This window comes from Thermanaeromonas sp. (genome assembly GCF_021890735.1).
Lineage (GTDB): Bacteria > Bacillota > DSM-521 > Neomoorellales > Neomoorellaceae > Thermanaeromonas.
This window is the reverse complement of the sequence record NZ_JAKKUR010000044.1, coordinates 1-12,476: the sequence shown is the minus strand read 5'-3', so window position 1 is coordinate 12,476 and position 12,476 is coordinate 1. Positions and strand designations below refer to the sequence as shown.

The 12,476-nt window shown below is 50.4% G+C and carries 13 protein-coding genes and 1 riboswitch; all 13 genes read right to left on the bottom strand.

Annotated features, from left to right (window positions below):
• The coding region (locus L5656_RS07770) for a prepilin peptidase (RefSeq protein WP_297201437.1) at nt 1–142 on the bottom strand (142 nt) is incomplete at its 3' end.
• 52 nt (nt 143–194) lie between these two features.
• Nucleotides 195–647 carry a prepilin-type N-terminal cleavage/methylation domain-containing protein gene (locus L5656_RS07765; protein ID WP_297201435.1) on the bottom strand — a complete coding sequence of 151 codons (453 nt, stop codon included), beginning with the start codon at nt 645–647 and terminating at the stop codon, nt 195–197.
• A gap of 116 nt (nt 648–763) precedes the next feature.
• Nucleotides 764–1,987 carry a type II secretion system F family protein gene (locus L5656_RS07760; RefSeq protein WP_297201433.1) on the bottom strand — a complete coding sequence of 408 codons (1,224 nt, stop codon included), beginning with the start codon at nt 1,985–1,987 and terminating at the stop codon, nt 764–766.
• A gap of 43 nt (nt 1,988–2,030) precedes the next feature.
• Nucleotides 2,031–2,119, bottom strand: a riboswitch (cyclic di-GMP riboswitch).
• 22 nt (nt 2,120–2,141) lie between these two features.
• The gene (locus tag L5656_RS07755) at nt 2,142–3,170 is read right to left on the bottom strand and encodes a type IV pilus twitching motility protein PilT (RefSeq protein WP_297201431.1); all 1,029 of its coding nucleotides are present in this window, start codon (nt 3,168–3,170) and stop codon (nt 2,142–2,144) included.
• Between the two features lie 56 nt (nt 3,171–3,226).
• On the bottom strand, nt 3,227–4,924 hold the full coding sequence (locus L5656_RS07750) for a GspE/PulE family protein (protein ID WP_297201430.1): 1,698 nt from the start codon (nt 4,922–4,924) through the stop codon (nt 3,227–3,229).
• A gap of 65 nt (nt 4,925–4,989) precedes the next feature.
• Nucleotides 4,990–6,069: a 3-dehydroquinate synthase gene (gene aroB / locus L5656_RS07745; protein ID WP_297201427.1), complete on the bottom strand. Its 1,080-nt coding sequence runs from the start codon at nt 6,067–6,069 to the stop codon at nt 4,990–4,992.
• Nucleotides 6,048–6,569 carry a shikimate kinase gene (locus tag L5656_RS07740; protein WP_297201426.1) on the bottom strand — a complete coding sequence of 174 codons (522 nt, stop codon included), beginning with the start codon at nt 6,567–6,569 and terminating at the stop codon, nt 6,048–6,050. Before L5656_RS07740 ends, aroB begins: the two co-directional genes overlap by 22 nt.
• A 107-nt stretch (nt 6,570–6,676) precedes the next feature.
• Nucleotides 6,677–7,828 carry a chorismate synthase gene (aroC, locus tag L5656_RS07735; protein WP_297201424.1) on the bottom strand — a complete coding sequence of 384 codons (1,152 nt, stop codon included), beginning with the start codon at nt 7,826–7,828 and terminating at the stop codon, nt 6,677–6,679.
• Nucleotides 7,829–7,847: 19 nt separating this feature from the next.
• Nucleotides 7,848–8,705: a shikimate dehydrogenase gene (locus L5656_RS07730; protein ID WP_297201421.1), complete on the bottom strand. Its 858-nt coding sequence runs from the start codon at nt 8,703–8,705 to the stop codon at nt 7,848–7,850.
• 13 nt (nt 8,706–8,718) lie between these two features.
• On the bottom strand, nt 8,719–9,222 hold the full coding sequence (locus L5656_RS07725; protein WP_297201419.1) for a YqeG family HAD IIIA-type phosphatase: 504 nt from the start codon (nt 9,220–9,222) through the stop codon (nt 8,719–8,721).
• Nucleotides 9,223–9,286: 64 nt separating this feature from the next.
• Nucleotides 9,287–11,392, bottom strand: coding sequence for an amylo-alpha-1,6-glucosidase (locus tag L5656_RS07720; RefSeq protein WP_297201417.1), 2,106 nt, complete (start codon nt 11,390–11,392; stop codon nt 9,287–9,289).
• 86 nt (nt 11,393–11,478) lie between these two features.
• A complete protein-coding gene (sigK, locus tag L5656_RS07715; RefSeq protein WP_297201416.1) occupies nt 11,479–12,189 on the bottom strand; it encodes an RNA polymerase sporulation sigma factor SigK in 711 nt (236 codons plus the stop codon).
• 84 nt (nt 12,190–12,273) lie between these two features.
• Nucleotides 12,274–12,476, bottom strand: a 203-nt coding sequence (locus L5656_RS07710) for an integrase core domain-containing protein (protein WP_297201415.1), incomplete at its 5' end; no start/stop codon positions are given.

The window sequence follows — 12,476 nt, the reverse complement described above, 5'->3', positions numbered from 1 at the left end:
CGTACCACGCCAGCACCGTCTTACACTTAGGACAGTACGACCGCCCGAAAACAACTGTTTCTCCTCTAGGTAAGCGGTATATCACAACGTTGAGGAAGCTGCCGATGATGAGGCCGAAGAGAAACAGTATGAGGAAAAGCATGGCCCTGTTGCACCTATCACAAATTAACAGTCTGCCTTATGTTCTAACTGATTTACGGTTGCTCGTTGCTCTCAGTCTTTTTCCACACAGGTGGCGTCTTATCCGTTACGACAATATCATCATCCTTACCGTCATCATTCTCTTCATCTGGGCCCCAACTCCAAAGCGTAAACCCCTTTTCGTCGTCTGTAACTTCATACTGGTACTCATTTCCCCACGGATCCATTACCGGCCACTCAAGACCTCCTGAACTCAAAGCACCTGTCAGCTCGTTATCATCGCTGGGAAACTTCCCTTTTCCTTCCTCAGATGCCCATATGATCAATACCGTCTTCATGGCTTCCAGGTCGGCCTTAGCACGGCTTACTCTTGCCTTTTCAGCCGCATCCAAGAACCTTGGTAACGCCACGGCAACAAGTATGCCTATAATTACCACCACAACCATTAATTCAATCAGGGTAAAGCCTTTGTTATTCCTCAATAACATGCTCCTGTACTGTTTCATAACCCACACCTCCTGTATACACCTAAAATGACTCTAAAGCTAACTTCAACTGGCCCATTCCCACCCAAACTGGATGCTCTAAGCGGTTCCTTTTTCACCTCCTCGCCTTAACTTTCTCACCTCACACTACCCACCATCTGAAATACAGGAAGCAAAATAGAAATCACAATCAATCCAACGACGGCGCCCAGCCCGATAATCAGGAAGGGCTCGATAAGGGAGGATAGCCTGCTGGCCATCTCGCCTACTTCGCGGTCGTAGAAGTTGGCAATCCTTCCTAGTAAAGTATCCAAGGTACCCGTCTCTTCGCCAACAGTTACCATCTCCACCACCATGGGCGGGAAGATACCGCTTTCCAAAAGGGGTGAGGCTATACTTTTTCCGTCCCTTACCTGCTCCTTGGCTAGGGCCAAAGCTTCGGCTACTACCCGGTTTCCTACCGTCCGCTCCACCACCTCCAATGCCTCTAAGATAGGAACGCCGCTGCTGAGCAGGGTTCCCAGAGTGCGGCTAAACTGCGAAAGCGTAGCATGGTGGGTAAGACGCCCTATAACAGGAAGGCGCAATGCAATCCTGTCCAGACTGTAGCGCACTTCTTCCCTCTGAGACCATTTCCATATCAGGTAGCCTGAAATTAACCCCGCCGCCAAAACCCCAAACCAACGGCGCCTCAAAAATTCGCTTACCCCTAGCACCACTCTCGTAGGCCAGGGCAAAGGTACACCAAGATTGCCGATGATCTGGCTAAACATAGGTAAAACGAAGGTGAGCATAAAGCCTATCGAAGCCAGGGAGACCACGAAGACAATGAAGGGATAGGCCATGGCCGATTTTATCTTTTCTGTTATTTCGTGTTCTCTTTCAAAATGCTCCGCAAGCCGCAATAGAGTTTCATCTAGCGCTCCGCTCAGCTCCCCCGCCTCTACAGAATAAACCATTATGGCCGGGAATACTTTGGGCATCTTGCCCAAAGCTCTATGAAACATCTCTCCTTGTTGCAGGTCATCCAGAACCTTATCTATGCTCTCTTTTAAGACCCGGTTGTCGGCCTGCCTGCTTAAAGTTCTCAGAGCATTAACTATGGGTAACCCTGCCCCGAGCATGGTACCCAACTGGCGGCAAAACAAGGCCAGGTCCTTTCGGCTTACACGCTTTACAAACGAAGGTGCAAAGTACCTCAGCCCTAGGCTACGGTCCGGCTCAGACTTTAACGGCCGTAGCTCGGTTATAAAGTAACCGTTCTCCCTTAACTTTCGTGCGACCAGCTGTTCGTTTTCCGCTTCAAGGACCCCTCTTACCAGGTTCCCGTTGGCGTCCCTTGCTCTATATCTATACCGCATAGCAGCAACAAAAAAGTGCCGGTACTCCAGGAAAATCCTTTTCCCCGGCAGCCCGGCTACCTTAGGCTTTTACTCGCCCTTAGGCCCGTAGCTTTGCGCCCCCGGCTTTCACCGGGTTTGCCCTTATCAGGGATGTTCTTCTAATTCGCCAAAATCAGCCAAAATCCTGCTGCTTGACATGTTCAGGTCGAATTATTCCCCTGGCGGCCAAGTTCCTTAAAGCCATTTCCATGGTCTGCATTCCAAAACGGCCACCAGTCTGCATAACAGAAATAATTTGATGGGTTTTACCCTCCCGGATAAGATTCCGTACCGCCGGGGTGGCGACGAGTATTTCCGCTGCCACTACCCGGCCTTGTCCATCAGCCCGGGGTAAGAGCTGTTGGGTGATAACCCCTACCAGGGTTTCGGCAAGCTGGATTCTGATCTGGGGCTGCTGGTGGGGAGGAAAAACATCTATGATACGGTCAATACTCTGGACCGCGCTGCTGGTATGTAAGGTAGTAAGCACCAGATGTCCAGTCTCTGCCGCAGTTATGGCCGTAGCCATGGTCTCCAGGTCCCGCATCTCACCTACTAAGATAACATCCGGGTCCTGGCGCAGGGCAGCCCTTAAAGCGCTGGCAAAAGACGGAGAGTCGCTTCCTATCTCCCGCTGGTTCACTATGCTCTTTTTATGTTGGTGCAAATATTCTATCGGATCCTCTAAAGTAATGATATGACAGCTACGGCGCTCATTAATACGGTCGATCATGGCGGCCAGTGTCGTACTCTTCCCACTCCCAGTGGGCCCGGTGACCAGAACAAGGCCATGGGCGTGGTCGGCCAACTCCCCTACAACCGGAGGTAGGCCCAGCTCTTCCAACGTAGGAACAACAGTATTTACCAGGCGTATGGCTGCCCCCACGCTTCCCCGCTGGTAGAATACGTTAACCCGGAAGCGGCCTATACCGGGAAGGGAGTACGCCAAATCCAATTCCTTACGGTTTTCGAATTCCTCCCATCTAGGGCCGAGGATTTGTTTGGCTAGGGCCTCTGAAACGGCACCTGTAAGAACGGGCCACTGTTTCTGGGGTTCTAGCCTTCCTATCCGCCGGAACACCGGAGGCAGGCCAACGGTAAGGTGCACATCGGAAGCTCCTTTTTGAACGGCTTCCTTTAGGATTTCTTCTAACTTAAACAATGGGATCACCCTGGCTTAAGTTTGGTTGCTGAAAGTATGCTGACGCTCTATGATATTCAAAATTCACCTAGAGTTACCCGTATAACCTCTTCTACCGTGGTCAACCCTTGGCTTGCCTTAAGGAGGCCGTCTTCCCTTAAGGTTATCATACCTCCGGCAACGGCCGCCTTTTTAATCTCTGTAGCCGGTGCCTTGGCTGACACTAGGCTCCGTATCTCTTCGTTCACCACCAAAACCTCCTGGATGGCCGTTCTACCCTGATAGCCCGTGTAGTTACAGTCCCGGCACCCGCGACCGCGGTAAAAAACGCGCCCTTCCCCTTCCTCCCCCAGGAAAGAATAAAGGCTTGCGCCCTGTTCTGGCTTATAGGGCTCTTTGCACCGCGGACATATTAAGCGCACTAAGCGTTGGGCCACTACCCCTATCAAAGAGGAATTTACCAGGAAGGGCTCGATACCCATGTCCAAAAGCCTTGTAACCGCCCCGGCCGCATCATTAGTATGCAAGGTGCTGAAAACCAAATGGCCCGTGGTAGCTGCCCTTACGGCAATATCGGCTGTCTCCCGATCCCTGATTTCCCCCACCATAATTACATCCGGGTCTTGGCGGAGGATTGCCCTTAACCCGGAAGCAAAATCAAGGCCGGCCTTGGGGTTAACCCCTGTCTGATTGATACCTTGAAGAAGGTATTCTACAGGGTCCTCAATAGTCACGATATTCTTTTCAGGAGAGCTCAAGGCGTTAAGGGTGGCATATAGAGTGGTGGTCTTTCCACTTCCCGTGGGACCAGTTATAAGGATCATGCCATAGGCGCTGCGTATCAAGCTTTCATACCGCTCTTTGGTGTCAGGGAGGAATCCTAGGGCATCCAAAGGTAAAAGCATGGTAGCCTTATCCAAAATCCTTAAGACCACCTTCTCTCCGTAAACAGTAGGCATACTTGATACCCGCACGTCTATGTTGCGCTTTTCTAAGGTTACCTGGAAACGGCCATCCTGGGGAAGGCGCTTTTCGGCAATATCCATTCCTCCCATAATTTTTATCCGGGAGATGAGGCTGCTTAAAATCCCTAAGGGCAGGCGTAAGACCTCGCGCAAAAGGCCATCGATGCGGAACCGAACTCGTATGTACCCTTCCTGGGGCTCGATATGAATGTCGCTTGCCCTAGAGCGTACCGCCTGAACGATAATTTTATTGACCAACTGGACAGCAGGAGCGCCTTCCATGCCAGCACGGGCTACCTCATCCAGATCAAAGGATTCCCGGGCCCTTGCCGCGGCCGCTGCTACCTCTTCTAACCCGGTAATATTGTCGCTCCCCCAGACCGGCTGCCAGAGCCGGGACAAAGCGGCCTCAATTTCGGCTTCAGAGGCTATAGCCGGCATGATTTCTAAACCTGTAGCCAGACGAAGGTCGTCCAAGGCGGTAAGATTCAAAGGATCGGCCATGGCTACCAGTAGCCTGTTACCGTCCTTACGTACCGGTACGGCGAGATAACGGCGGGCCAAGCCTTCGGGTATGAGCTTCACTACTTCGGGATCTAAGTTGTAATCCGCCAGGACTACTTTGGGTATGCCCAGCTGGAATTCCAGTACCTCAAGAATATCCTTTTCACTGACCAAACCCAGGCGGGCCAGCACCTTCCCCAGCCGTTCTCCGGTGCGCCTTTGTTCCTTCAAAGCCTGCTCCAGCTGTTCCGGAGTGAGCAATCCGGCATTGATCAGCAGATCCCCCAACCGAGGCTTCCCGTCCATACTTTAGCCCTCCCCGCAAGAGATCATAACTAGTCACGTTTTCGCTACATAATCCAATGAACCGCTTAGCTCCGCTGCAACGCTTCTATTACCTCTCTGGTGTCTACTTCCATTATCTCTACCCGCCCTAGCTTCACTGGTAGCACCATTCTTACTTTACCATCTCGCACCTTCTTGTCCCGTATCAGGGCCTCGAGGAAAGATCCAATATCTACTTCGGGCATTTCTACCGGTAAAGAAGCCCGCCGGAGTAATTTTTCTAGCCTTTTTAGAATTTCGGAGCTGATAAGGCCGCGCTGCAAAGCCATTCTTGTGGCCATCATCATCCCGATAGCCACTGCTTCGCCGTGCCGGTACACCTGAAATTTAGTCACCGCCTCTAAAGCATGGCCCACTGTATGACCAAAATTGAGGATAGCCCTTAGATCCTTTTCTCGTTCATCCTTGGCAACTATCTGAGCCTTAATTTCACATGAGCGAAGCACTATCTTCTCTAAAACCTCTTCTTTCTGCTCTAAAGCTTTTTCTACATGTTCCTCCAGATACGTGAAAAACACGGCATCATAGATCATTCCGTACTTTATAACCTCAGCTAAACCCGAAGATAACTCCCTTGCGGGAAGGGTTCTAAGGGTAGAAAGATCAGCCACAACGAGGCAGGGCTGGTAAAAGGCGCCGATCAGGTTCTTGCCCCGAGGGTGATTAACAGCTACTTTGCCACCTACGCTAGAATCTACCTGAGCCAGCAGGGTGGTGGGAAGCTGTATGAAGGGTACCCCGCGTAAAAGGGTGGCGGCTACAAAACCCGCCAGATCGCCAACTGTACCGCCACCTAAAGCCAGTACCGGGCAGCGCCTCTCCCAACCGGCTTCAAGAGCCATATCATAAATTTCAGAGGCTACCTTTAAGGATTTAGCCTCCTCTCCCGGAGGCACTTGCTTGACAAGGGGGGTAAAACCCCCGGCCTCAAGGCTTTGAATAACTCGGGAAAGATATAAAGGAGCCACCGTCTCATCAGTGACTACCAGGCAGCGCTTAGCAATATCCAACGGCTCTAAAAGCAAGCCCAATTCTTCTAGTAAACCTTTCCCGCAATAAATATTATAGCTGCGCTCCCCCAGGTCTACCCGCAGTTTTCCGGCCACTTTCCTAGTCCCTCCATTATCTCCCGGGCTATCTGACTCGGACCTTTCCCTTCTACCTCCACGTGTAAGTGGGCCATGGCATAATAGAGTTCCCGCTCCTTTAATAGGGCTTCTACCTGCTCTCTAGTCCGTCCTTGGAGCAAGGGGCGGCTCTTGTCCCCTGCCGCCCGCTGCCACACAATATCTAAAGGTACTTTAAGCCAAACAACCTTATTACCCGCCCAAAGCCTCTCTCTGTTCTCCGGATCCGATACAACCCCTCCACCGGTAGCGATTACTTTTCTACTTCCCGCAACTACACGGGTGATAACCTCTTTTTCCACCTGACGAAAGTAGGCTTCTCCCTTTTGGGAGAAAATAGCCGGTATGGAGGAGCCAGCAACCTTCTCAACTTCTATATCGGTATCCACAAATTCCCAACCTAGATACGTAGCCAAGAGGCGCCCAACGGTCGTTTTACCGCTGGCCATAAAACCGACCAAAACGATATTACAGGGCAAAAAAGCTTCCTCCCCGACCAACAATTACCGCACAAGTTTTCTTCCAACCATAACCTTCTTGATATATCTGCTTTCTCCAACCTACAATACCTTGTCCGCACGGGTTGTTATAAACTACGTACATAGTCCCAGTAATCTTTTACCCGCTGCCTTACCTCTTCCAGGTGGTCTCCACCAAATTTTTCTATAAAAGCACCGGCCAAAACCCAGGCTACCATAGCCTCACCTACCACCGCTGCTGCCGGTACCGCACAGACGTCCGAACGTTCTACGGCGGCTATAACTTCTTCTTTGGTTTTCCAATCGACACTACGGAGGGGCTTGCGCAATGTAGGAATAGGCTTCATAGCCGCTCGTATAACGAGGATCTCGCCATTGGTGATGCCACCTTCTAGGCCCCCGGCACGGTTGGAATAATGAAAGAAACCCCTCCCAGGAGCATAACCTATCTCGTCATGGGCTTCAGAGCCTAGCTTACCAGCCAGGGTGAAACCCTCACCTATCTCTACTCCTTTAATCCCGGGAATACTCATGACCGCCTGGGCCAACAGGCCATCGAGCCGCCTATCCCAGTGCACATGGCTGCCCAACCCCGGAGGCAAACCCCGGACTAAAACCTCGAACACACCTCCTAAGGTATCTCCTTTCTCCCTCGCTTCATCTATAGCTATCATCATATCCCGGGTGGCCTCTTCATCAGCGCAATAAACCGGTGACGCCGTTGCCTTCAAAGCTTCATCAAAGGAAACCTCCCTTTTGACTGTTGCTCGCCCTATACGTACTACATGAAAAGCTGTTTCTACCCCCAAACATCCCAGAAAAGCGCTCGCTACAGCCCCTGCCACCACCCTGGCCGCCGTCTCCCGGGCGCTCGCTCTTTCCAAAATGTTACGCAGATCTCCCTGGGCATATTTAATACCCCCGGCCAAGTCGGCGTGGCCCGGCCGCGGCCGCGTTAAGCAGCGCTCATCCTTAGCTCCGGGCTCTGGAGACATTATTTCTTGCCAGTTAGGCCAGTCCCTGTTGGCTATCTTAAGGGCTATAGGGCTACCCAGAGTAAAGCCCCCCCGCACGCCCGATAAAATCTCTACTTCATCCTTTTCTATGGACATGCGTTCACCCCGGCCATAACCCCCTTGCCTCTTGCGCAACTTTATATTAATAAATTCGGCGCTCAGAGGAATACCGGCAGGCATCCCTTCCACAATGGTTACCAGCCCGGGCCCATGAGACTCCCCTGCCGTTAGAAAACGCAGCATCACTACCACCCGTTCTTTTTTAAGAAGGTAACAACTCTTCTACAACCTGCTTCATAACCTCTAAAGGTGCCTCCCGGCCGGTCCATAGGGTGAAGGCCTCTGCCCCCTGATACAAAAGCATGCTCCGTCCCGAAATGGCCCGGCATCCCTTGCTGCTGGCCATCTTTAGAAGCTTTGTATAAGGAGGGTTGTACACCAAATCGTAAATAATGTGCCGGGCCTCCAACTTGTCAGCTGTTATGGGAAGTTCGCCCCCAACGGTCTCCATTCCCACGCTGGTGGTGTTAATTATCAAATCCGCTTCCGGTAGGATGGAAGCCAAAAAAGCTTCCTCTAGCGAAAGAGGCTCTACGCTTGTTTCACCCGCCTTCTTAAGGGTTTCAGCCAGTTCACGGGCCCTGTCGTACGTCCTGTTAGCTATATACAACCTGTTGCAACCGTGCTTGACTAAGGCGTAAGCTACCGCCCGGGCGGCCCCGCCTGCTCCCAAGATTAAGGCCCTTTTCCCCCGCGGATCTACTCCCTCTTCTTTAAGGGAACGCCAAAATCCACTTGCGTCTGTATTATACCCCACCAATTTTCCTTCCTTTACCACCACCGTGTTAACTGCACCAATGAGCTTTGCCAGGGGATCTATTTCATCCAAAAAAGGTAGAATAGCTTGCTTATGAGGTATAGTCACATTCACTCCCCGAAAACCTAACGCCCTTATACCGGACACAGCGGCGGGTAGCAACCTGGGCTCTACATTGAAGGCCAGATAAACCCAGTCCATCCCCAACGCCCTAAAGGCAGCGTTATGCATGTAAGGAGAAAAGGAATGGACAACCGGATAACCCAATAGCCCTACCACCGCAGTGCGAGACGAAACAGACAACAATGACTACCCCCTACCTTGGCTCTTGAAGGTTTAAGCACTTCAATACAATCCGCTCCACAAGGCGGATAAGTCTTGTTAGTAGGAATTCCTTCTTGTCTAGCGGAACCACTAAAATCGTGTAAAGGTCCAGCAGATTTCCACCTAACACATCTGTAAAAATTTGGTCGCCGATAACGGCGGTCTCCGCAGGCGAAGTCCCCAAAAGCGCCATGGCTTGGCGGAAAGCCCGTCCGCGAGGCTTGCCGGCCCTAAAAAGGGCAGGTATGCCTAGTTCCCGGGCTACAGCCTCTACTCGTTTTTGCCGGTTATTAGAAAGAAGGCACGCACCCATTCCGTAAGACCTCAAGTTGCTAAACCACTCCTGGACGCGCGTATCTAGGGTTGCGCACCCCCACTGAGTCACTGTGTTATCTAGGTCAATAATTAAACCTCTAATACCCCTCCTGGACAGGTGCTCCAGGGGCACATCCTGCAAGGATTTAACGTAGAGGTCAGGACGCAGGTAGCGTAACATCCTACCATCCCTAACTTGCTTATACTTATGTTGCTATTATACCACAAAATTATCCCTGCCCCTTTTAGGCAGCAGTTACGAGGTTCCCTTTTATTATTTGCAAGCCAGAGGTGTTACCGCCCAGTTCTAAACGATACTCGCGTCCCTCCCTCTTAACCAGAAGGTCCAGGGTTCCTCCCCCTATCTTCAGATTGCGGACCTCTAAATAGGAAAGGCTTTCCGGCAGTACTGGATCCAGATAAACCTGACCTTGAGAGGCTCTGGGAAAAAGACCTAGCAGGGCCTGGATTAAAAGAAATACCGTGCCTGCTGCCCAGGATTGGGGGATACAGGCCACCGGATAGGGGACCGGCTCCCCTTGTTCCCGGCTAAACCCGCAGAAAAGCTCGGGAAGCCGGTACCCGAAACATTTAGCAGCCTGCAAGAGTCCGTCGATTACCCGGTTAGCTTCCTCACGGAAGCCGTAACGCGTAAGTCCCATTACGATCAGAGAATTATCATGGGGCCATACCGAGCCGTTATGGTAGCTTATGGGGTTGTAAGCACGTGATTTGCTGCTCATGGTCCGGATCCCGTAGCCCGAGAACATATCAGGTGCAAGTAATCTCCTTACCACTCGACCTGCATTCTTCTTGTCTAATAAACCGGACCACAAGCAGTGACCTGCGTTGGAAGTTACCGTCTCCACCCGCTGTTTATCCTTATCTAGAGCCAAAGCTATAAACTCAGCATCTTTCATCCAAAAGGCTTCAAAAAAAGCTTGCTTAAGCTGCTTTGCACTCTCCCGCAATTTGCGGGACCGGCCCACCTCACCTAACTTTTCCAGAATAAAGGACCACCGCATCTTCGCATCATAAACGTACCCTTGCACTTCTGCTAAAGCTATAGGAGCTTGGGCCAGCTCTCCCGTCCGGTGAACAATAGCGTCTTCAGAGTCCTTCCATCCTTGGTTTCTGATCCCTAAAGGTGCCTCTCTCAGATACTCTACGAACCCATCACCGTCCCGGTCCCCATATTTGTCTATCCATTCCAGGGCCCTGGATGCGGCCGGTAAGAGTTCCCGCAAGAAAGAGATATCTCCCGTCCAGTTATAGTACTCGGAAAGCAAGATTAAGAAAAGCGGGGTGGCATCGATAGTTCCGTAGTATGGAGTATGGGGGATCTCGCCCGTGTTAGCCAGTTCACCCCAGCGTATCTCGTGGGGAATCTTACCGGGCTGCTCATCCCGCCACGGGTCGACTTTTTGTCCCTGGTACTTAGCCAAAGTTTTAAGAATAGAAAAAGCTATTTCAGGGCTAAGGAGCAAGGTCTGCAAAGCCGTAATCAAGCTGTCCCTGCCGAAAGGAACTGCAAACCACGGAACTCCTGCCACCGGAAACAGGCCTTCCCCAAAATCGGTCATCAGGCTGTGTAAATCCTTAAAACTCTGTTCGATCCATTTATTAAAATCTGGATTGTCGGTAGTAATTTTCGTATAGGATTGTACCCTCTGGTTTGAAAAGGAATAGAGGTCGCGCAACGCGCGAGAAAAATTCAGCTTCTGGGGCCTCTCTTCTCCTTCAATAACAGGGGTAACAAAAAGATGTACAGCAAAAATCCCCCCTGGGGGTAGGGAAACACCGTAACTGGCTTTACCTTCTGACGACAAACTATCAGGAGCAGGTTCAAAGCTTATCTCCGTCTGCCTGGATAACCCGTCTGCCCCTTCGTAGCGGAAAATCAATTCTTGCCTGCCAGATGTTACTGTTAAGTTCCTTACCTTTTTACTGGGCACATAGCCCCGAACCTCAAAGAGGTCCATAAAGTCGGCGTCCACACATAGATCAAGAGTCACGGATAGGTTGTCCCTGTAATAATTGCGTAAAATTACCTGAATATACAGCACGCCTTTGTTAATAAAGACGCGCCTTCGCATAAGGAGGGAACCTTCGGGCAATATACCCTGGGTAATACTCAAGGCCGGATTAGTCAATAAAGCATTTATAGCATGATTTTCGTGCTTTAAACTAAGAAGGATAGGTTTTTGGCCATTAATATAACATTCCATCCGGTTTAAGAACCGAGTATCCCGAGTATATAACCCCAAACTAGTCCCACCTTTATCAGGTATTTCACCTGCAGGATCGGTTAGGAAAAAAAGCCCGTTTTCTTTAACGACCAAATATTCCACAACAGATCCCCCATATCAACTACTTCTAGTTCAACTTCTGGTGGTGTTTATAGCATTAAAAAGAGGGCCTGACAAGCCCTAATTTTTTATACGGAAGAACTACCTTCTACCTGTAACTCTTTTAGGAGCTTCTGAAGAGCCTTTTTCTCTATCCGTGACACATAGGAACGAGAAATCCCCATTTTCTTGGCGATTTCCCTTTGAGTTTTGCTTAATCCCCCCAGGAGGCCGTAACGCATTTGGAGAACCTTTATTTCCCTTTTACTGAGGGATTTGAGCTTCTCCAGTATCCGTTTCCGTTCATATTTGTTTTCTACAACTTCCGTTATGTCCTGCTCCGTACCTAAAACGTCCATAAGTGTTATCTCATTGCCCTCTTTATCCACACCTACAGGGTCGTACAGGGAAATCTCTCCCCGGCATTTCTTTAAAGCCCGTAGGTGCATAAGAATTTCATTTTCGATACACCGAGCAGCATAAGTAGCCAGTTTAGTGCCCTTTTCGGAATTGAAAGTATTGATGGCTTTAATTAAACCTATGGTCCCGATGGAGATAAGATCGTCCATGTCCTCGCCTGTCCCCTCAAACTTCTTAGTAATATGGGCCACGAGCCGCAAATTACGTTCAACTAAAATATCTCTGGCTTCCCGGTCGCCTCTTTTAAATCTCTCCAAGTAATATTGCTCTTCTTCCTCAGATAATGGCTGTGGGAAGGCATTGTTGGAAAGGTAAGATAAAAGTAAGGCCAAACCCTTAAAGATAGACAAAGCCGCCAGCGCCAGGATGGTGGGCACCATCTAAATATCTTCCCCTCCCGTAAGGTAACTCACGATTTTATAATATGGTCCTTGGGCGCTGGCGGTGCTTGTTCAATTTAAAAATTAGGGAGTTAAAGTGTATTGGCCACGGCTCGCATTATTTCGCTGCAATTCTTCGTAAAACGCCTTAGGCGTGAGATAGTTTAGGCTCTCATGGGGCCTCTCATTGTTGTAAAATTCCATGTGCTTGTCAGTGCCTTCAAGGGAGCTGACCGCCTTTAAGTTGATACCTTTCTCACCTGTACAGCACAGGTCTTGTATTCCGG

Excerpts from the sequence above, each read along its gene's own strand:
- L5656_RS07765 (WP_297201435.1), bottom strand. The coding sequence starts at position 647 with ATGAAACAGTACAGGAGCATGTTATTGAGGAATAACAAAGGCTTTACC.
- L5656_RS07760 (WP_297201433.1), bottom strand. The coding sequence starts at position 1,987 with ATGCGGTATAGATATAGAGCAAGGGACGCCAACGGGAACCTGGTAAGA.
- L5656_RS07750 (WP_297201430.1), bottom strand. The coding sequence starts at position 4,924 with ATGGACGGGAAGCCTCGGTTGGGGGATCTGCTGATCAATGCCGGATTG.
- aroC (WP_297201424.1), bottom strand. The coding sequence starts at position 7,828 with ATGCTGCGTTTTCTAACGGCAGGGGAGTCTCATGGGCCCGGGCTGGTA.
- L5656_RS07725 (WP_297201419.1), bottom strand. The coding sequence starts at position 9,222 with ATGTTACGCTACCTGCGTCCTGACCTCTACGTTAAATCCTTGCAGGAT.
- sigK (WP_297201416.1), bottom strand. The coding sequence starts at position 12,189 with ATGGTGCCCACCATCCTGGCGCTGGCGGCTTTGTCTATCTTTAAGGGT.